We start from the raw sequence: 19,034 nt of genomic DNA on the forward strand, positions 1-19,034 counted from the left end.
CCTTGTCCGCCGACTCACACCGGACGGCCGAGCTTCTCCAAAGCGAACCTACCGCGCTCCGCCACGCAGGGAGAAGAATCAGAAGCAAGCGTATTGGCGAGGCGAATTGCATCCGTACCCATCGAATCCAATTGCTTGATCAGAAGTTCGCCAGCGACCCTGCGAACCACGGATGAGCGGTCCTCCAATGCGTCCTTCAGGACATCGATGAAAGGGGCGTCCACGGATATGGAACGCTCCTCCAGCACCGGCTCGAACCTGCCCTTGCACCACTGCAGCTCTGTCCAAATCCACGTTCTGCCGACCACCCATGCCACTCGCCTCTCGAGTAGACACCGATAGGCTCTGGCACGCACGGTTGGTTGGACCGCATCCCTTGCGAACACCTCCAGCCAGCGATCAAGGGCCGATGAGCGCCCCGCCTGCGCAAGTATCAAGGAGGCGGGCCCCGCCGTCGCTTTCAGTATTCGTGCCTTGAGGGCGTTCGACACCGGTTCGACTGCGATCAGATCCTCAACGAGCTTTCGATCTTCCGACCCCATCCTGCCCCAGGAGGTGACGTGCGGAAGAAGGCTCCACAGCCCGTCAACCACGTCTTCAGGCTCGGAGCATTGCGCGATCAACGGGAGACGTTCGCGGGCCGCTTGACGAACCTGCGGCACCCAGTCATTGAGACGACGCATTGCCAACGCGCAGAAGAATCCATTCGGCGCGCCCGCGGACAAGCTGCGCAACACTCGCTCCCGCCTGAACCCATCACTGCTGCACAGATCGAGCCAGGACAGGTGGCGCCCTGGCTTGGCCCGGAACGTCCAACGGGATTGCCGAGCCCTCGCTTCGTCCGTCCACAATTCCCTCCGGATCATCATTTCCCAGGCGGCCAGCTGGGTGAGCGGCAGCCCTGATGTCTCGCGAACCATGGCAGCCATGGATTCCGCCAAGCCTCGCCCAGAATGCAAAGCAACCAGAAATGCACGCACCGCATCCAGAACGCTGTCGTTGCATTGCAGTGCGTCAGACATCCATCGCTCTCCAGCTCACTCCTGCGGATTGCGCGGCGCGTCGGGGCGTAACCGTGGTCGGTCTTGATCGAGTGCGAGCGGCGCCATCTGGGCCGATCCGCCAAGCCATGTCCACATCCTTCGCCCCCATTGCTCCGGCCTTGTCGACCGAACTTGACCGCTCTTCCCATCATCACCCAACAGGGGGCCGTCGGAAACCGGCCTCCATGCAGTGTTCCGGTCGTTCGCTGGATTGCCCCGCCGCGCTTTTCTTTCAAACGAACCCCGGAGCCCCTGCCCAGGAGAAGCACCATGTTTACGATGAGCTCTGTCCGCACCGCCCGACGCGTTTCCGACTGGCTGCGAGCCACGATACTCACGGCTGCCGCGGCGACATTGGTGCTCGCTGTTCTGGCGATACCCGCGGGTGCGCGGGGGAACATGCAGATATCCGGAATCGGCGTGTTCAACGACGCCTGTGTCCCGCCGGCCGGGAGTCCACCCGCCGATCTCGGGGATTACCCTCCGATCGATCTCTCCAACGGGAGTCTGGACGGGTGCTGGTACACCTACGTGAGCGCATCCAAGCTCAACCCGAGTGGCACGTACATAGAGCAGGGAACCGAGGTCTTCGTCGGCTGCTTGAACGGAACGAAGTGCGGAACATTCGAGACGACCTACACCTTCACGGCGAAGTTCGTGGACGAAACCTTCGCGGAGGAGATCCACGGTCGCTGCCATCACCCGATCGTGGGCGGCACAGGGGACTTCGCTGGCGCGAAAGGCGTGCTCCAGTTCAAGGACGACGTCGTCAACCTCAAGTACGACTGGCGGGGGCACATCAGCCTCGAGTGACCCGCTGGCCAGCAGTGGGCCCGCAATGACCGAGCCGAGCGGGCCTGACGCCCGAACTGAGCCGAGCCGCGAAGCGGCTTCGGCTTGAATGGATCTACCGTGCACGGGGCAATCTGCTTCAACCGCGGTGCTTTTCTCATCACCGATGAGGCTCACGAGCCCCGTGCGCGGAGCTTTGTGCTCCGACAATGTGATTTTCTGCTCCGACGTTGAAGCTCCACCACTCCGCAGTTGTGACTATTTTTGTCGCGCGTGATGCTTTTTTCATCACCGCTGGAGCTCGGGAGCTCCACGCGTGGGGCTTTTTGCTTCGGCGATGGAGCTTTCCATCTGCAACGGTGAGGCTTCCTGCTTCAACCGCCCACGACCCGGTCCATGCGACCAGGCAGCATCGATGCGGGTCCTCGATGGCCGTCGCAACTCTTTCGGTCGAAGCGCTCACCTGTCTGGGTGAGGTGAACAGCATGGCGAACAGGTAAGTGCAGCTGGCCGCTGGCACTAACGACCATCGTTGTTCGACGGGCGACGGAACGAAAGCGACGTCGGTGTGGGCTCACCGATCGACGCTGAAATGCATCAGGGATTCCGATTGATATCCACGCTTGGGAGAACACCATGACGTTGCGCGGACTGCTCGCACTTGCATTGCTGTCGTTGAGTCTTGGAACGCTTGCACCCGCCTGGGGGATGACCAACGGCACCGCAGCGGATGGCAACGGCCATCCCGCCACGGTGGCAGTGCTGAGGTCGGACGGTTACTGGGCGCGGCCGTTCTGCTCGGGGATCCTGCTGTCCGGCAAAGTGGTGCTGACCGCCAGCCATTGCCTGGCCAGCGCCTTGGTGATCCAGCAGGCGGGGGGGCAGATCCTCGTAACCAACGACTCCACGCTCCAGCAGGACAGTGCCGGATGGCTGCCTATCGCGACGCTGACCACGGTCCAGCCCGCGGCCAGCATCGTCTTGAATCCGCTTTACAAGAACGGGTATGACCACGACGTGTCGGCAATCGTGCTCGCTGCGCCCATCGACGTCGACCCGGCAGCGCTGCCCACGTTGCCGCCAACGAACATCCTGGACGAGCTCAAGGCCAGCAAGTTCCTGCGCGATGCCACGTTCACCGTTCTTGGATACGGCATCGCCGAAAAGCCGAAAGGAAAGTGGATCACCCAGTACAGCGGCGAACGTCGCGTTGGGTACCTGGGGTACTCCGCGCTCGACAATCGCTTCATCCATCAGAGTCAGCGCATCAACCAGGGCGAAGACGGAGCCTGCAACGGCGATTCCGGCGGCCCCAGCCTGCTTCAGATAGGTGGAGTCGACTATGTGGTGGGCGTTACCAGCAGCGGCGACATCCCGTGTTACTCGACCAATACCGCCACCCGGACGGACACCGATGAGGCGCTGACCTTCCTGACGCGCGTGCTCGCCGAGAACCCCTGATCTGAAGACACCCCGGCGCGTGTCTCGCGGCGGGGTCTTCGTCAGGTTCGCTCGCCAAACGCCCTGCGGGGTTTTGGCCTATTCGCCGTATGGAGGTGCCACATGAACCGGTTAGTTCCAGGCCTCGCTCTTTCCGTGCTGCTCGTACCTGCTTGGGCTCAACCGCCAGCGTCTGGAAAAGGCACTTGCATACTGATGTCGCAGATGAGCCCCTGGACCCAGGTCGACGACCAGACAGCGTTGGTCAACGCTGGCAGGAAGAGTTACCTCGTGACCGTCCCGGACTGCAGTTCGTTCTTTGCAGGAAGAAACTCTGAGGTCGTCGGCTCAAACGGGTCGCGGATCTGCAAAGGAGACGAAATCAGGTATTACGACGAAACCTTCCATTACGTCGAATCCTGCTTCATACAAGACATCGTGCGTTATCAGATCAACCCCAGCACGAACGCGGTCGAAATCAACGAGTTCGATGACTAGGATCGCTGTGCGTCGATTCGCGGAAGTGGCACCGGCGATGGCTGACCAAGCCTCGCGCCGTCGTTGGTGTTGCCGCTCAATGCTCTGTCGACAAGTTCAACTACCGGGGGCACATCACCCTCGAGTGACCTGCAGCCAATAGCGGGCTCGCAACGATCTGCCCGAATCTGCCCCTTTCCCCCAGCTTCAATCCCATTCCGGCGCCTTGACCCTGGGCGAAAGCGCGCGCTCCTCCACACGGATGAGGCGGCAGCCCAATGACCGGACGGCCGCGATGGCCTCCTCTTTCCAGAACCGCCCTTCCATGTCGATGGTGCCGGTAGCGGCATCCGATCGGATGCGTGCGCCCAGGTCCACCCGCAGCAGGGCACGGGTCAGCGCCTCGGCTGGCCCCCGGAAGTTGTCGAACTCCAGCCTCAGATGGCAGTCGGGTCTGTCCACGCAGCCTCTTGTCTAACGGTGTTAGGTTGGGCGCGCATGGTAGACTAACGGTGTTAGATTGCAAAGGGGCACCACCCATGGCCGTTCAGCGAGACCAGGTCGTCGCGGCAGGACTGCAGCTGCTCGACAAGGAAGGCGTCGAAGGCCTGACCTTGCGCAAGTTGGCGCAGGAGCTCGACATCAAGGCCCCTTCGCTCTACTGGCACTTCGCCAACAAGCAGGCGTTGATCGAAGCCGTCGCGGATGCCTTGCTGAAAGATGTCGCGCGCGAGGTGCCGCCGGACCAGGACTGGCGAGCCACCCTCGAGCAGATCGCGGCCGAGATCAGGCACGCGTTGAAAGCCCGGCGCGACGGTGCGCGCTTGTTCGCTGGCATCTTTGTCATCGCCGACAACGTTCTCCGAACCGGTGAAACGATGATCTCGGCCCTGGTGGATGCGGGCGCGGATATCGAGCTGGCGACCACGAGCGTTTTCAGCATCCTCTATTACGTGCTCGGCCTGGTGACCGAAGAGCAGACGTACGCACACGACGAGTCGCGTCGCGCCTATTTCGAGGAACAAGCCTACGAGAGGTTCCCCCGCGTGTATGAGGCGCGCGACGTGTTGTTGGCCCACAACTTCGATGCACGCTTCAGCAGCGGGCTGGCGCTGTTGCTCGATGGTGTGTCCGCACGATTGCGCGCTGCGACTTCATCGTCCTGAGCGTCGGACCAGGGGCACAGGTTCATTTCTTCAACTGGGAAAAATGAACCTGACCCCTTCTTCTCATCTAGGTGTTACTTCGTCGCGGGCTTGGAGTCGCCGCTCTCGATAACCTTGATGAAATAGCCAAGCACTTCTTCCCACAGCTCGATCTGGCTGCGGATATACGCCGCATGGTCGGTATTGACGACCTCAAAGTCGTATTCGATGAACGGATCCATCGCGGCGTCGAGATAGGCGCTGCCGTAGCGGTATTCCGAGTTGAACTTGTTGATGACCTGGTATGTCGACCCTTTTTCCAGGTCGATGCCCGTGGTGAGCTGGAGCGATCCGCAGCGATCGGCCTCGCAATCGTAGAAGTCCATGACGACGTCGACGCCGCCCATGTTCGAGTCGATGCGCGGCGTGCCGTCGCCGGCCTTGCCGATCTTCGCCGAGTAGCTGGCGTCCTGGAGGATCTTGGCTACTTCCGCCGCGGTGACGCCGCGCGCTGGTTCTGCGGCGAATGCCAGCACATCATGACGAGCGCACCGAAGGCGATGGTCCTGAGCGACCCTTTCATGGCAATTCCTGCACGGCTGGCTGGCGGCGACTGTATGAAAGGGGGGCCGTCAAGGCTGTGTGAGCGGCAGGTACCGGTTCGTCCAGGCGACCAGCAGGGCGGGCTCAGGCGATGAGACATTCGACACTAACCGTCGTTTTGCTTCGCTTACACCCCACCGCTCACCCACGAGTCCGGTCCGATCCTCGTGCGCGCACGCCGCCTGCTCCGCCCTTGCTTGCCACGCTGCTCTCGTCGCTCTTGCTCCCGACGCGCTCAAGCCGAGGGCTTCCCGCTATCAGTCCGCTTCCCGCTCCAGCGCGGCGCGTTGCTCGCGGCTGATCACATCCGGCTCGCGCAGCGGACGACCGCTGCCGTCGAAGAACGGCGAGGTACGTTCACGACGCAGACGCGCGCCGATGAGACCGGCAACGATGCGCACGCCGCCCGTGACGAAGGCGAGCGGCGTGCCTCGAACCGGCGCGGTCGCTGATCCAGCGTATAGAACGACGCGACCGCGAGTCCCAAACTCCGCGTCCACCGCCTGCGGCGCGGCATCGACGCAGGCCGTCACCATGCCCACATAGAGCATCTTCGGATCGCGTGCCGTGTTGGCCAGCGGCGTGCCACAGCAGGACGCATACCAGCGAAGCAGCCCCTTGGGACTGAGCGACATGCAGGCAATATGCTCGGAGCCGGCGGTAAACCGCACCGCAGCCGGTGCCATCGCGACGATATCGGTGCCGCCGCTGGCATCCAACACGCCCGGCTGCCCGAGGAAACGCGCAAAGGCACGGCAGTCCTTGCAGTAGCAGGTCGCCCGCACATAGGCGCGGCCGGCCTCCATCTCGCCCGCCACCGCTCCACAGCGACATCGCAGTTGTATCGTCATGTCAGTGGTCCTCCGACGCTAACAGACTTCGCAGGCGTTCTTGCTCCGCGCGCACCATCGGTGCATCCGTAGCAAGTGGGGGGGGAATGAACCTGACCCCTTTTCCATTCCCACCCCTTTCTTGACTATTTCTGGAGCCGGCGCATGAGCTCCGCTAACTCCCTGGGCACCAAGCGCACTCTTCTGAGACTTCTGAGGAGATTCGGGGGAGAGACGCGTGAAGCGCCACCAAATACAGCTTGGTATGCAGGAAGCAAGTCATGGCCGCGACGATCCAACATCCATGCTGGATAGCTACAACTGAGTCCGCTAGTGAACACAACTTGACGCCTATTCAGATCACTCTCAGCAAGGCAATCGAGTGATCCTTGAACCTTGTCCGCTATCGTGTCAACGATTGCCTGCAAGTTCTTAGCATCTAGCGCGCGAATCAAATGCTCGTCGCCAAGAGACAATGCGACTCCTGGAACGTGAGGCGCACAATCGAGGGCGCTTAGCAAGCCATAGACTGCGAAGGGGTCTAAGAGATAGTTCTCAATGCTGTATCGGCCAATTACCTCTATTCGTTCCGATGGCGCGTTCGAAACGTCTCGATCGATTACTCCGCGAAATATCTCCTTGAGCACATCTCCATCTAGCTTCGACACCCATTGTTTAACGACCGTGCATCCACCGCCCACGCGCGCAGCGCCCTGACCTCTGGATGCAGGCAAGAACACAAGGGTTGGATCGAGATCTATTGCTTCAGGATCCCTGCTTGGACCGTAATCCGTCAGTATGTCTCGAACGGCTTCATAGAAGTCCGCATCGAGCTGGTCTTCCACCAATACATACTTTGACCCTTCAGAGACAGTTACGAGTCCAGCTGTGAGTAGTCCAATTGCTGACTGCTTCGATGCAGATCGTTGAATCTTCGGCGTGCCGCGCACCATCTCAAAAATGCTCTCAGGGGGAGCTAGCGCAACAGTTGACGGCGAGTGCGTGGTCAAGATGATCCGAACACCGTATCTCTCGACAAGTACGTCCTTTAGCACCGCCAAGAACTGCCGTGTCATGGATGGATGCAGGTGCGCATCAGGCTCGTCCAAGAGGAACAGGCGTGGAAACCTGTTGTGATGGGTTGAGTTGTACAGCCAGAGAGCTATGCCCAAGAGCATTTTTTCGCCCGAGGAAAGATCAGCGGGCCTAATGGACTTCCCGTCTTGCGCCGATAGCTGAAGCTGATACACGTCGGTCCATTTTGTGGTCATCGGGGACACGACTTGATATGGAAACTCCGCTACTCGCAAGATTTCGTTGACCAAGTCCCAAGGGGCCGGCCCGAGCACTTGCCTAATCGAATCGCGATTCGCTCCTTCCTTCTCCAAAGCCTCAGCAAAACGCATGCGATATGCGAGAAATACGTGGCCCAGCCCCGATGTCACATCGGCCGAGTCGAGCATGAACGCAAAGTCATCCGGCAAGCGCGTTGCAAATTCCTCTGGACTTATTTGCGAGATGTGCGATAGGCCGAGAAGCCTCAACAATTCGGCCCGCTTCACATTCATTTGGATGTTATGGGCATCATTCTGCTGCAGCTGTTGATATAGCTGTCGCTTTGCGTCTTGCATTTGCGCAAGACCTATGTGAATTGCCCCAGTGAACTCCCAGCGACTTGGGACGTATGCGACCTCGTCCTGCTTGAGTTGTATCCCGGTGATCTCGACACGTGTCTGATTGATATCAGGAGCATCATAATGCCGCGTGCCCGAAAGCTTGTAAGCGAGCAACTCAAGCAACTGAGTCTTGCCTGAGCCATTGGGCCCGGTGAGGACAGCAAATGGCGGAATATCTTCCCAGCTCAAGCTCGAAATCGACTTAAACGGCTTGGAGCTCTCTCCCCCGATCGTAAGACTTACGCGCGCCAGCACTGGCTCCGTACCCGCCTCTTCCTGCTCTGATCCTTCAATGTCTGCATTCATATGATCCATCTCCCTGAACCTGTCCGGCGAGCATAAAAAAGGGCCAGGTTCATTTCTGACCTGGCCCTCTTGTTTGCTGCGAAGAATCAACTCACCCGCACTTGCTATACCCGCAATTCAAGCAAGTCGCGCAGCCATCCATGATCACGACGGCCTTCGTCGAGCACTTGTGGCACATCGTCGCCGACGGCGGGAAGGCGGCGCCTTCGCCGGTGACTTCGATGTCCTCGCTGCGTGGGGTGTCGGTGACGCGCGGGTCCGGGAACAGGTCGCCGGCCTGGGCGGTTACGTCAGAGTTTTTTTTTGACAGCTGCGCGTAGGCGGCGCGCTTCTCGGCAATGAGGGCGCGCTGGGCGTCGCTCATGCCGGGGTCGACGATCAGGCCGATCGACTTGAGGTGGTCCTCGACGATGCTGCCCAGTTCGGCGACCAGCGACGGCATGTACACGCCGCCCGGCTTCCAGTAGCCGCCCTTCGGGTCGAACACGGCCTTCATTTCGTCGACCAGGAAGGTGACGTCGCCGCCCTTGCGGAACACGGCGGACATGATGCGGGTGAGCGCGACGATCCACTGGAAGTGGTCCATGTTCTTCGAGTTGATGAAGATCTCGAAGGGACGGCGCAGCTCATGCTCGGTGCCGGCGTTGAGTACGATGTCGTTGATGGTGACGTACAGCGCGTGCTCGAACAGCGGCGACTTGATCTTGTAGGTGGAGCCCACCAGGATTTCCGGGCGCTCGATGCGCTCGTGCATCTGGATGACGTCGGCCGTGGGCAGTTCGGCGACCACGGACATGGGCGCCGCGGCCTTGCTGGCTGCCGATGCCTTGTCTTCCGGGGTGACGACGCTGTAGCCCTTGATTTTCTTTTCGATCTTGACGGCCATGGGACCAGGCTCCTGATAAAGCAAACCGCTGGTGCGGTTTTCTAGTGTGGTTCTTGGAATTGATGCAGAGGGTGTTGCTTTTAAGCGGTCGCCGCGCCGCTGGGACGCGGCGACCAATCGGGGCTTGCGTTACTTCCTGGCAGCTTTCTTCGCGACCTTCTTGGCGGGACGCTTGGCTGCCTTGGTTACCGCCTTCTTGGCTGCGGTCTTCCTGGCCGGGGCCTTCTTGACTGCTTTCTTGGCGGCGGTTTTCTTTACGACCTTCTTGGCGGCGGCCTTCTTGGCCACTGCCTTCTTCACGGCCTTCTTGACGGCGCGCTTCACGGCGACCTTCCTGATGGCCTTCTTGACCTTGGCGCGACGGACGGCCTTCTTCACTGCCTTCTTGACGGCCCTCTTGGTGGCGGCCTTCTTCCTCGCGGTCTTCTTCGCGGCGCGCCTGCCGGTGGCCTTCTCCTTCAGCGAGGCGGCCTCCTTCTTCGCGGCGGCGCTGGCCTTCGCAAGCTTCTTCTTGGCCGTGCCGACGGCCTTCTTCGCGGCCTTGCGCGCCTTGGTGGCGGTGGTCTTCACCGTCGCCACGGCTTCCTCTGCACGATGCATCACCGCGCTGCTGAAGCTGCTAGCGGTTTCCCTCACGTTCTCGGCGGCCTGCGACAAGGTCGCCGTCACTCCGTTGCCATTGCTCATGTGCCCTCCTGACGGGCGTCTGATCGGTGGTTCTGATCGGGTGCGTTCAATGAGTAATCGGGGTGTTCAATCTGGGAGTTGCAAGGGCGATGCTATACCTGCAGCGCGCGCGTGGCGCAAATCGATGCGCCCGCGCGGGGCCAAGAACATGAACGCGGCCGGCCCGTTGCCGCGTCCGTAATCCAATCCGGCCCCGCTTGAGCAGCGGGGCACGGACTCAGAACTTGCCGTAATAGCCTTCCTTCAGGGCGTCGAACAGGTTGGCGGCGGTGTGCATCTCGCCGTCGTATTCGATCTGCTCGTTGCCCTTGACCTCCAGCACCGTGCCGTCTTCCAGCTCGAAGCGGTAGGTCGTGTTCTCCAGGTCCGCTTCCTTGACCAGCACGCCCTGGAAGGCAGCCGGGTTGAAGCGGAACGTGGTGCAGCCCTTCAGGCCCTGCTGGTGGGCGTAGCGGTAGATGTCCTTGAACTCCTCGTACGGGTAGTCCGTCGGGACGTTCGCGGTCTTGGAGATCGAGCTGTCCACCCACTTCTGCGCGGCGGCCTGCACGTCGACGTGTTCCTTCGGCGTGATGTCGTCGGCGGAGATGAAGTAGTCGGGCAGCTTGCCGACTTCGTCCTCGGCGAACGGCATCGCCTTCGGGTTGATCAGCTCGCGGTAGGCGAGCAGCTCGTACGAGTAGACGTCGACCTTTTCCTTGGACTTCTTGCCTTCGCGGATCACGTTGCGGCTGTAGTGGTGCGCGAACGACGGCTCGATGCCGTTGGAGGCGTTGTTGGCCAGCGACAGCGAGATCGTGCCGGTCGGGGCGATCGAGCTGTGGTGGGTGAAGCGCGAACCGATCTCGGCCAGCTCGTCCACCAGCTCAGGCGCGACCGTGGCGATGCGCTGCATGTAGCGGCTGTAGCGGGCGTGCAGGACCTTGCCTTCGATTTCCTGGCCGATCTTCCAGCCGTCCTTCACCATTTCCGGACGCTTGCGCAGCATCTCGGCGGTGACTTCGAAGCGCTCTTCCATGATCGGCGCGGCGCCCTTTTCCTTCGCCAGCGCCAGGCCCATCTCCCAGCCGGCCACGGCCATCTCGCGGGCGATGCGGTCGGTGAACTCGCACGACTCCTTCGAGCCGTACTTCATCTTCAACATGGTCACGGTGCTGCCCAGGCCGAGGAAGCCCATGCCGTGGCGGCGCTTGCGCAGGATCTCGTTGCGCTGCTGCTCCAGCGGCAGGCCGTTCACTTCGACGACGTTGTCGAGCATGCGGGTGAACACGCGCACGACTTCCTTGTATTCCTCCCAGTCGAAGGAGGCCTTGTCGGTGAACGGGTCGCGCACGAACTTGGTCAGGTTGACCGAGCCGAGCAGGCAGGCGCCGTACGGCGGCAGCGGCTGCTCACCGCAGGGATTGGTCGCGCGAATGGTTTCGCACCACCAGTTGTTGTTCATCTCGTTGACGCGGTCGATCAGGATGAAGCCCGGCTCGGCATAGTCGTACGTCGAGACCATGATCATGTCCCACAGATGACGGGCACGGATGTGGCCGTAGATCTTGCAGGCGACCAGGCCGTCGTCACGGACGATGTAGTTGCGGTGCGTCGGCCACTCGCGCCAGACGACCTGGTTGGGGTCGTCGAGGTTGATGTCGCCCTGCTCCTTCATGTTGACCGGGAACACCAGCGGCCAGTCGGCGTCGCTGTTGACCGCATCCATGAAGCCGTCGGTGATCAGCAGCGACAGGTTGAACTGGCGCAGGCGGCCGTCTTCGCGCTTGGCGCGGATGAAATCCTTCACGTCCGGGTGCGAGACATCGAACGTGCCCATCTGCGCGCCGCGGCGGCCACCGGCCGAGGATACGGTGAAGCACATCTTGTCGTAGATATCCATGAAGGACATCGGGCCCGACGTGTAGGCGCCGGCGCCGGCGACGAACGCGCCGCGCGGACGCAGCGTCGAGAACTCGTAGCCGATGCCGCAACCGGCCTTCAGGGTCAGGCCGGCCTCGTGGACCTTCTCGAGGATGCCGTCCATCGAGTCTTCGATGGTGCCCGAGACGGTGCAGTTGATCGTCGAGGTGGCGGGCTTGTGCTCGAGCGCACCGGCGTTGGACGTGATGCGGCCGGCGGGGATCGCACCGCGGCGCAGCGCCCAGACGAAGCGCTCGTTCCAGTACAGCTGCTTGTCGGCGGTCGGCTCGGCCTCGGCCAGCGCCTTGGCGACGCGCTGGTAGGTCGCGTCGATGTCGGCATCGACGGCCTGGCCGGTCTTGGTCTTCAGCCGGTACTTCTTATCCCAGATGTCCTGGGACGCGGGCTGCATCGGAATTTCCCGTTCCGCCGCGGCTGTCTTGACCGCCTCGAGGCGCACTGTGCTCATGCCTGTCCTGTCTCCTCGTTACTGGCAACGGGCGAACCCGTGCCTGTGGATTCTTATGGTGTGTACCGCTCCGTCACCGACCCGCCCAAAGGCCGCCGACGGCTACGCCCGCGATCGCGTTTTGCGCGCCGCGTGGGCTAGGGTTTTTTCTACCGATCTGGGCCATCTTGCTCCCGTCCCGCGCCGTCCCCCGATAGCGCTTGTCGTGGTGCAACTCAAGCCGGGAAAACCCCTACTTTTGGGCTCCCGTCGCCACATGACCACTAGATGTAGTGGCTACCGGCGAGCACTCAAGCTACCCCCGACCCCAAAAAGTGTCAACGCTTTTTTGATGGCAGTCACGTACTGTGATGGGGGGCATGGAGATGTTGCGCGCGGTGTCCTTGATCGTCCCGGAATTGCGTTTGAGCGCGCCGGAGACCCCCGATCCCATCCCGGATTCGCGACGTCGCCCGGCCTTCCGGCACACGCCGCGAGCGACGCCCGCACGGGACACTTCATCGCCTATTTAATGGTCGTCTCCGACACTGCCGGCATGGGTGCGCCGCACTGGAAGTCCTACCGGACGCCCCCACCTGAATGCGGCGACGATCCGACCCCCTATTCATTTTTCCTGAAGACGCGATGCGCCCTCTGCCGACCCTGCTGACCCTGTCCCTGGCCGCCGCGTTCGGCGGTTTTGCCGCCACCGCGATCCGCGACGGGCTGGAAGCACCGGCCCAGGCCGCGCCCGGCTCAGGCGCGATGGCCGCGCTGCCGGCCGCTTCGCTGCCTGCCGCCGTCGGCACCACGCCGCTGCCATCGCTGGCGCCGATGCTGGCGCGGGTGACGCCCGCCGTGGTCAGCGTGCATACCAAGCAGCGCGTCAGCGTCAGCCCGTTCGGCAACGACCCGATGTTCCGCCGCATGTTCCCGGAACTGACCCAGGAGCGGATCAACGAGTCGCTCGGCTCGGGCGTGATCATCGACGCGCAGCACGGCTACGTGATCACCAACCACCACGTGATCGAAGGCGCCGACGCGGTGTCGATCACGCTCGCCGACGGCCGCACGCTGCAGGCCGAGTTCCTCGGTTCCGATGCCGACACCGACATCGCGCTGATGAAGATCCCGGCGCAGAACCTCAGCGCGCTGCCGCTGGGCGATTCCGACGCACTGCGGGTCGGCGACTTCGTGGTCGCGGTCGGCAATCCGTTCGGCATCGGCCAGACGGTGACGTCGGGCATTGTCTCGGCTGTCGGCCGCACCGGCCTGCGCGGGCTGGGTTTCCAGAACTTCATCCAGACCGACGCGTCGATCAATCCGGGCAATTCCGGTGGCGCGCTGGTCAACCTCAATGGCGAGCTGGTCGGCATCAACACCGCCAGCTTCAATCCGCGCGGCAGCATGGCCGGCAACATCGGCCTGGGCTTCGCGATCCCGACCCGCCTGGCCCGCAACATCGTCAACCAGCTGGTCGCCAACAACGGCGTGGTGATCCGCGGCACGCTCGGCCTGGAATCGCAGGATGTCACCGCACAACTGGCGCCGGCGCTCAAGCTCGACGAGCCGCGTGGCGCGCTGGTGACGCAGGTGTTCGCCGGCAGCGCCGCGGCAGGCGCAGGTCTGCGCGTGGGCGACGTGGTCGTCTCCGCCAATGGCGAGCGCATCGACGGCCGCGACGCGCTGCGCAACTTCGAGGGCCTGCAGCCGGTCGGCAGCCGCATCTCACTGGACGTCCGCCGCGACGGCAAGCCGCTGCAGCTGGCCACGACGCTGCGCGAGCAGCCACGCTCGTTTGCAGGCGCGCAGATCGACGCGCGCCTGGACGGTGCGGTGTTCGCGGAACTGCCCGAGCGGCTGCGCCAATCGGGCTATTCGGGTGTGCTGGTCGAGTCGGTGGCCCGCGGCAGCCGCGCGGCACGTAATGGTCTGCAGAAGGACGATGTCGTCGTCGCGGCCAGTTCCGGCAATTTCGAGGATCTGCCGGGCTTCCGCGCGAGCTTCACGCAGGCTCCGGCACAGTTGGTCCTGCGCGTGATGCGCGGCGCCAACCGGCAGGGCGACCTGATGATGCAGTGATGGTCCCCTTGCCGCCGCAACGACACCACCGGGAGAAATGATGATGACCCCTACACCGAGCGACGGCATGAAGACCCACCTCAGCGACGCGGGCGGCCACCTCAAGCAGGCAGCCAGCGACGCGGGCGATGCCTTGCGTGGCGCGGCCGCCGCGGCCGGCGAAGAACTGAAGATCGGCAAGGCCAACATCAAGGCCGACCTGGCCGACGGCGCACTGTCCGGCATCTCCGCGGCGGAATCCGCCGGCGGCGTGGCACGCGAGCAGGTCGATGCGCTGATGGACAAGGGCCGCGACCTGGTCGAAAGCGCGGCCGACCTGATCCGCGAGCGTCCGCTGGCGTCGTTCGGCGTCGCCTTCGCGGCGGGCTGGATCATCGCCAAGCTCACCCGCCGCAGCAGCGAGTAAGCGCCATGGCCCCGGCAGAAGGCGGACACGACGAGGCCGATGGCGAACGTCGCCGTCCCGTGCCCGACCTGACCGGCTCGATACACGAGCTCGGCGAGAGTGGCCGCGCCAGCGTGGCCGCCGCGACCGATGCGGCCAAGGCGCTGCGCAGCCTGCTCGCCGCCGACATGTCGCTGGCACGCAGCGCGATGGGTCGCACCGCGACCTTCGCCGGCATCGCCGTCGCGTTCGGCGCATCGGCGTGGCTGCTGCTGGTCGCGACGCTGGTGGTCGGACTCACATCGCTCGGCCTGTCGATGCTGCTGGCCCTGCTGGTCGGCGCGGCGATCAGCCTGGCGGTCACCGCCTACGCCGGCTGGCGCGCGGTGCACTACTTCGACTACACCCGCCTCAAGGCGACGCGGCGGCAACTGGCGCGGCTCGGCATCGGCGAGCTGGCGGACTTCATGCCGACGCCGGACTCGCCCGCGTCGGCGCGCGATGCTGCGCACGAGGAGCGCGAACGGAGCAACAATGAGGGACCGCCAAAGGATCCGCGCGGCGTGGACATCACGCCGCCCTGATCCGGCCCAGCCCGGTCCGTCTGCCCCATGCGCTTCGAGCAGCTCATCGAAAAGGTGAAACAGGCCGAGAACGTGCTGGAGGCGCGCGAGCGCAGCGTCTCCACCCATCTGCGCCAGCTGAAACAGTCGTGGCTCGACGCCTGGACGCCCGGCCGCATCGTCGTCGCGGGGCTGGTCAGCGGTTTCCTGGTCGGTACGGCAGAGCCGATGCGCGCATTCGGCAAGAGCGGCGGACTGATGCAACTGGCGACGATGCTGTCCGGTCTGTTTGCCGGTGGCAGCGCCCAGGCCGCGGCCAGCGAGGCCGCACACGCGGCCGGCAGCGCGCAGCAGGCTGCCGCGGCAGCCGATCCGGAAGCAGAAGCGCTGGCGCGCGCGGAAGCGGCGATGCAAGCTGCACGCGCCGCCGCCAGTGAACCGATCGACCCTTGATCGCCCGCCTTTGATTGTCGACCCAGCTCCCGAAGACATCCCGACCAGCGATGAGCCGGTACCGGCGCCTGTGCCGCGTCCCCGCGCCAGCACGGCGGTGGTCGTGCTTGCCACGCTCGCCATCGGCTACACGCTGTGGGCCGCGCAGACGCTGATCCTGCCGATCCTGTTGTCGATGTTCTTCGCCCTGGTCGGCAATCCGATCCTGCGCGGGTTGCAGCGGTTGTGGGTGCCGCGCTACCTCGGCGCAGTGGTGTTGCTGATCGGCGGCCTCGCCGGCGCGGCGGCGCTGGGGAGCCAGCTGGTCGAGCCGGCCGGCGAGTGGATCCGGCAGGTGCCGCGCGAGCTGAAGCAGGTCGCGCCGAAGCTGCGCGAGATGACCAAGCCGATGCAGGACGCCAACCGCGCCGCGCAGAACATCGCCCGCGCCGCCGGCGGCGAAACCAGCAGCAAGCCGGTGCAGGTGGTGCGCACCGAGGTCAACGAACCGTACAAGGCACTGGCCGCGACGCCGCGCCGCCTCGCCTCGGTGCTGGCGGTGGTGCTGCTGACGTTCTTCTTCATGGTTTACGGCGAGTCGTTGCAGCGGAATGCGATAGCGCTGCTGCCGACGCGCCAGCAGAAGAAGCTCACCGTCGACATCCTGCATTCGATCGAGCGCGAGATCTCGCGCTACGTGCTGACCATCACCATCATCAACCTGCTGGTGGGCCTGGCGCTGGCCGGCGCCCTGTACGGAATCGGCGTGCCGCTGCCGGAGGCGCTGCTGTGGGGCACGATGGCGGCAATCCTGAACTTCGCGCCGTATGTCGGCCCGCTGATCGGCATGCTGATCATGCTGCTGATGGGCTTCGTCACCTTCGACGACCTGTGGCCGTCGCTGCTGCCTGCGGGCCTCTACCTGTTGCTTCACACGATCGAGGGCCAGCTGGTCACGCCGATCGTGCTCGGCCGCCGCATGCGCCTGTCGCCGCTGGTGCTGATCCTGGCACTGATGCTGTTCGGCTGGCTGTGGGGAATCATCGGCCTGCTGCTGGCGGTCCCGCTGCTGGTGTGCGTGAAGCTGGTGCTGGCCCGGATCGAGGGCATGGAGGGGTGGGCGCGGCTGCTGGAATGACCCGCTGGCACGCGCGGACAAATCCGGAACAGGCCATACCACTGCGCACGGCCGGGCGACCGCGGGAAACGGGATAAAATGCGGCCCATGCATTTCCAAGTCCGCGCGATCACCCTCGACCTCGACGACACCCTTTGGCCGTTCGCGCCGATTGGAGCCCGGGTCGAGCGGGTCCTCCACGACTGGCTGCTGCAGCACTGCCCGCGCACCGCGGAGCAGTTCCCGATCGAGGCGATGCGCGCACTGCGCGAGGCCGTCTACGTCGAGCGGCCGGACCTGTCCCACGACTTCAGCCAGCTGCGCATGCTCAGCCTGATCCGGGCGATGGAGCTCAGCGGCGACGACCCGGCCCACGCCGACGCGGCGTTCGAGACGTTCTACGCCGAGCGCAACCGCGTCGAGTTCTACCCGGACTCGCTGGCGGCGCTGGAACGCCTGGCTGCGCGCGTGCCGCTGGCGGCGATCAGCAACGGCAATGCCGATCTGGCGCGCATCGGCGTGCACCACCACTTCGCCTTCCAGCTCGGCGCGCGCGAACACGGCACGCCCAAGCCGGCGGCCAGCATCTTCCATGCGGCCTGCACGCAGCTCGCGATCGCGCCGGGTGAAGTCCTGCACGTCGGTGACGATATCGAGATGGATGTCGTCGGCGCGCATCGCGCCGGACTGCGCAGCTGCTGGATCAACCGCGAGGGTCATACCTGGCCGCACGAGCTGATCCGTCCCGACCTCGAGTTCACCACCCTTGCCGCGCTGGCCGACTGGCTCGACGCGGCGCATCAACCGGATACCGCCGCCGCATGAACACGCCGCCCGCCATCCTGCCCGTTGGCCTGACCACCAGCGCCACCAGCGTCCTGCCGCTGCACGTGGTCACCCGCGCCACGATCGCGGACTGGCGCGCGACACAGGACGCGACGGTGCAGGCGTGGATCGATGCGCACGGCTTCGACGGCTCGCCGGCAACCGCGCTGATGCTGCCCGGTGGCAGCGGCGCAGGCGGTGCCGTGATCGGCGTGGCCGATCCGCTCGATCCGTTCTCCTACGCACACGCGCCGTTCGCCCTGCCGGCCTCCGCGTGGACGCCGGCCGACAAGCTGACCGCCGAGGCGCTGCTCGCGCTGCAGCTCGGCTGGGGCCTGGGCAGCTACCGCTTCAACCGCTACCGCCAGCCGCTGCGTGCGCCGGCTCAGCTGCAATTGCCGCAGTTCGACGACGACACGATGGCGCAGCTGTCTGCCTGCGTGCGCGTGCGCGACCTGGTCAACACGCCGACCGAGGACATGGGCCCGGACCAGCTCGAGCAGGTGATCTGCGAGATCGCAGAACGCTTCGGCGCGAAGATCGAAGTGGTCAGCGGCGACGACCTGCTGACCCGCAACTTTCCCGCGATCCACGCGGTCGGCCGCGCCAGCCACCGCGCGCCGCGACTGATCTCACTGCAGTGGGGCGACGCTTCCCACCCGCACGTCGCTATCGTCGGCAAGGGCGTGTGCTTCGACACCGGCGGCCTGGACATCAAGCCGGCTGACGGCATGCGCAACATGAAGAAGGACATGGGCGGCGCCGCGCACGCGATCGCGCTGGCCGAGCTGGTGATGACGCGCGGCCTGCCGCTGCACATCACGCTGCTGGTGCCGGCGGTCGAGAACGCGATCGGCCCGAACGCCTTCCGTCCGGGCGAAGTGGTCGCCACGCGCCTGGGCACATCGGTGGAGATCGACAACACCGATGCCGAAGGCCGCGTGATCCTGTGCGACGCGTTGACCTACGCCTCCGAGCAGAGGCCGGTGCTGCTGCTCGACTTCGCCACGCTGACCGGCGCGGCACGCATCGCGCTCGGCCCGGACCTGCCGGCGCTGTACGCCAACGACGAAACCGTCGCCACGCGCTGGCTCGAAGCCGGTATGCGGCAGTGGGACCCGCTGTGGCGCATGCCGCTGTGGCGTCCGTACCTGCGCTACCTCGCCAGCACCGTCGCCGACATCGCCAACGGCGGGCCGTCGAGGATGGCCGGCAGCATCACCGCGGCGGTCTATCTGGAGCGCTTCGTCCCGCCGACCCAGACCTGGGCGCACCTGGACGTCTACGCCTGGAACGACAACGATCGCCCGGGCCGTCCCGCCGGTGGCGAAGCGCAGGGCCTGCGCTCGGCGTATTCGCTGCTGAAGGCGCAGGCGGGGGTTTGATAGCGGTGCT

The 19,034-nt window shown here is 64.3% G+C and carries 19 protein-coding genes; 11 read left to right on the plus strand and 8 right to left on the minus strand.

Features of this window, described 5'->3' with window-relative positions:
• Positions 1 to 14: 14 nt before the first annotated feature.
• Positions 15 to 1,022, minus strand: a complete 1,008-nt coding sequence (locus tag IU514_RS13800) for a hypothetical protein (RefSeq protein ID WP_194931710.1) — start codon at positions 1,020 to 1,022, stop codon at positions 15 to 17.
• A 291-nt stretch (positions 1,023 to 1,313) separates the two neighbouring features.
• Between IU514_RS13800 and IU514_RS13805 the strand changes: the two genes are divergently transcribed.
• The 3 genes from IU514_RS13805 (at position 1,314) to IU514_RS13815 (ending at position 3,773) form a co-directional block, all read left to right on the plus strand.
• Positions 1,314 to 1,856 (plus strand): hypothetical protein, encoded by a 543-nt coding sequence (locus IU514_RS13805; RefSeq protein WP_194931711.1) that lies wholly within the window; start codon positions 1,314 to 1,316, stop codon positions 1,854 to 1,856.
• A gap of 615 nt (positions 1,857 to 2,471) precedes the next feature.
• Positions 2,472 to 3,296, plus strand: coding sequence for a S1 family peptidase (locus IU514_RS13810; protein ID WP_194931712.1), 825 nt, complete (start codon positions 2,472 to 2,474; stop codon positions 3,294 to 3,296).
• Between the two features lie 204 nt (positions 3,297 to 3,500).
• Positions 3,501 to 3,773 (plus strand): hypothetical protein, encoded by a 273-nt coding sequence (locus IU514_RS13815; RefSeq protein ID WP_194931713.1) that lies wholly within the window; start codon positions 3,501 to 3,503, stop codon positions 3,771 to 3,773.
• A 186-nt stretch (positions 3,774 to 3,959) separates the two neighbouring features.
• Here IU514_RS13815 and IU514_RS13820 read toward each other — a convergent pair whose 3' ends face one another.
• Entirely contained in the window at positions 3,960 to 4,214 is a 255-nt protein-coding gene (locus IU514_RS13820; RefSeq protein WP_194931714.1) for a hypothetical protein, read from the minus strand.
• Positions 4,215 to 4,291: 77 nt separating this feature from the next.
• Here IU514_RS13820 and IU514_RS13825 point away from each other — a divergent pair, with 77 nt between their 5' ends.
• The gene (locus IU514_RS13825) at positions 4,292 to 4,918 is read left to right on the plus strand and encodes a TetR/AcrR family transcriptional regulator C-terminal domain-containing protein (RefSeq protein WP_194931715.1); all 627 of its coding nucleotides are present in this window, start codon (positions 4,292 to 4,294) and stop codon (positions 4,916 to 4,918) included.
• Positions 4,919 to 4,992: 74 nt separating this feature from the next.
• On the opposite strand, the gene IU514_RS13830 is transcribed toward IU514_RS13825, so the two are convergent.
• The 6 genes from IU514_RS13830 to IU514_RS13855 form a co-directional block, all read right to left on the minus strand.
• Positions 4,993 to 5,433 carry a YbjN domain-containing protein gene (locus IU514_RS13830; RefSeq protein WP_194931716.1) on the minus strand — a complete coding sequence of 147 codons (441 nt, stop codon included), beginning with the start codon at positions 5,431 to 5,433 and terminating at the stop codon, positions 4,993 to 4,995.
• 324 nt (positions 5,434 to 5,757) lie between these two features.
• Entirely contained in the window at positions 5,758 to 6,351 is a 594-nt protein-coding gene (locus IU514_RS13835; RefSeq protein ID WP_228760729.1) for a DUF6151 family protein, read from the minus strand.
• Positions 6,352 to 6,476: 125 nt separating this feature from the next.
• On the minus strand, positions 6,477 to 8,312 hold the full coding sequence (locus tag IU514_RS13840) for an AAA family ATPase (protein ID WP_194931717.1): 1,836 nt from the start codon (positions 8,310 to 8,312) through the stop codon (positions 6,477 to 6,479).
• A gap of 91 nt (positions 8,313 to 8,403) precedes the next feature.
• Complete coding sequence (locus IU514_RS13845) at positions 8,404 to 9,198, minus strand: TSCPD domain-containing protein (RefSeq protein ID WP_194931718.1); 795 nt, start codon at positions 9,196 to 9,198, stop codon at positions 8,404 to 8,406.
• A gap of 129 nt (positions 9,199 to 9,327) precedes the next feature.
• Positions 9,328 to 9,885, minus strand: a complete 558-nt coding sequence (locus IU514_RS13850) for a hypothetical protein (RefSeq protein ID WP_194931719.1) — start codon at positions 9,883 to 9,885, stop codon at positions 9,328 to 9,330.
• Between the two features lie 217 nt (positions 9,886 to 10,102).
• Positions 10,103 to 12,256 carry an adenosylcobalamin-dependent ribonucleoside-diphosphate reductase gene (locus tag IU514_RS13855; protein WP_194931720.1) on the minus strand — a complete coding sequence of 718 codons (2,154 nt, stop codon included), beginning with the start codon at positions 12,254 to 12,256 and terminating at the stop codon, positions 10,103 to 10,105.
• Positions 12,257 to 12,880: 624 nt separating this feature from the next.
• Here IU514_RS13855 and IU514_RS13860 point away from each other — a divergent pair.
• From IU514_RS13860 to IU514_RS13890, 7 genes are all read left to right on the plus strand, one after another.
• Complete coding sequence (locus IU514_RS13860) at positions 12,881 to 14,317, plus strand: trypsin-like peptidase domain-containing protein (protein ID WP_194931721.1); 1,437 nt, start codon at positions 12,881 to 12,883, stop codon at positions 14,315 to 14,317.
• A 43-nt stretch (positions 14,318 to 14,360) separates the two neighbouring features.
• The gene (locus IU514_RS13865; RefSeq protein WP_194931722.1) at positions 14,361 to 14,723 is read left to right on the plus strand and encodes a hypothetical protein; all 363 of its coding nucleotides are present in this window, start codon (positions 14,361 to 14,363) and stop codon (positions 14,721 to 14,723) included.
• A 5-nt stretch (positions 14,724 to 14,728) separates the two neighbouring features.
• On the plus strand, positions 14,729 to 15,286 hold the full coding sequence (locus tag IU514_RS13870) for a phage holin family protein (protein WP_194931723.1): 558 nt from the start codon (positions 14,729 to 14,731) through the stop codon (positions 15,284 to 15,286).
• 27 nt (positions 15,287 to 15,313) lie between these two features.
• Positions 15,314 to 15,718: a hypothetical protein gene (locus tag IU514_RS13875; protein WP_194931724.1), complete on the plus strand. Its 405-nt coding sequence runs from the start codon at positions 15,314 to 15,316 to the stop codon at positions 15,716 to 15,718.
• A 10-nt stretch (positions 15,719 to 15,728) separates the two neighbouring features.
• On the plus strand, positions 15,729 to 16,835 hold the full coding sequence (locus IU514_RS13880) for an AI-2E family transporter (protein ID WP_194931725.1): 1,107 nt from the start codon (positions 15,729 to 15,731) through the stop codon (positions 16,833 to 16,835).
• 87 nt (positions 16,836 to 16,922) lie between these two features.
• Complete coding sequence (locus tag IU514_RS13885) at positions 16,923 to 17,639, plus strand: HAD family hydrolase (RefSeq protein ID WP_194931726.1); 717 nt, start codon at positions 16,923 to 16,925, stop codon at positions 17,637 to 17,639.
• Complete coding sequence (locus IU514_RS13890; protein ID WP_194931727.1) at positions 17,636 to 19,024, plus strand: leucyl aminopeptidase family protein; 1,389 nt, start codon at positions 17,636 to 17,638, stop codon at positions 19,022 to 19,024. The genes IU514_RS13885 and IU514_RS13890 overlap by 4 nt, the downstream gene beginning before the upstream one ends.
• Positions 19,025 to 19,034 lie beyond the last annotated feature (10 nt).

The sequence above is a fragment of the Lysobacter niastensis genome, from assembly GCF_015453285.1.
Classification (GTDB): Bacteria; Pseudomonadota; Gammaproteobacteria; order Xanthomonadales; family Xanthomonadaceae; genus Lysobacter_J; species Lysobacter_J niastensis.

Coding starts and splice junctions, on each gene's coding strand:
- IU514_RS13890 (WP_194931727.1), top strand. CDS start 17,636: ATGAACACGCCGCCCGCCATCCTGCCCGTTGGCCTGACCACCAGCGCC.
- IU514_RS13850 (WP_194931719.1), bottom strand. CDS start 9,885: ATGAGCAATGGCAACGGAGTGACGGCGACCTTGTCGCAGGCCGCCGAG.
- IU514_RS13815 (WP_194931713.1), top strand. CDS start 3,501: ATGAGCCCCTGGACCCAGGTCGACGACCAGACAGCGTTGGTCAACGCT.
- IU514_RS13835 (WP_228760729.1), bottom strand. CDS start 6,351: ATGACGATACAACTGCGATGTCGCTGTGGAGCGGTGGCGGGCGAGATG.
- IU514_RS13885 (WP_194931726.1), top strand. CDS start 16,923: ATGCATTTCCAAGTCCGCGCGATCACCCTCGACCTCGACGACACCCTT.
- IU514_RS13805 (WP_194931711.1), top strand. CDS start 1,314: ATGTTTACGATGAGCTCTGTCCGCACCGCCCGACGCGTTTCCGACTGG.
- IU514_RS13865 (WP_194931722.1), top strand. CDS start 14,361: ATGACCCCTACACCGAGCGACGGCATGAAGACCCACCTCAGCGACGCG.
- IU514_RS13825 (WP_194931715.1), top strand. CDS start 4,292: ATGGCCGTTCAGCGAGACCAGGTCGTCGCGGCAGGACTGCAGCTGCTC.
- IU514_RS13870 (WP_194931723.1), top strand. CDS start 14,729: ATGGCCCCGGCAGAAGGCGGACACGACGAGGCCGATGGCGAACGTCGC.
- IU514_RS13840 (WP_194931717.1), bottom strand. CDS start 8,312: ATGAATGCAGACATTGAAGGATCAGAGCAGGAAGAGGCGGGTACGGAG.
- IU514_RS13810 (WP_194931712.1), top strand. CDS start 2,472: ATGACGTTGCGCGGACTGCTCGCACTTGCATTGCTGTCGTTGAGTCTT.
- IU514_RS13875 (WP_194931724.1), top strand. CDS start 15,314: ATGCGCTTCGAGCAGCTCATCGAAAAGGTGAAACAGGCCGAGAACGTG.
- IU514_RS13860 (WP_194931721.1), top strand. CDS start 12,881: ATGCGCCCTCTGCCGACCCTGCTGACCCTGTCCCTGGCCGCCGCGTTC.
- IU514_RS13800 (WP_194931710.1), bottom strand. CDS start 1,022: ATGTCTGACGCACTGCAATGCAACGACAGCGTTCTGGATGCGGTGCGT.
- IU514_RS13855 (WP_194931720.1), bottom strand. CDS start 12,256: ATGAGCACAGTGCGCCTCGAGGCGGTCAAGACAGCCGCGGCGGAACGG.
- IU514_RS13845 (WP_194931718.1), bottom strand. CDS start 9,198: ATGGCCGTCAAGATCGAAAAGAAAATCAAGGGCTACAGCGTCGTCACC.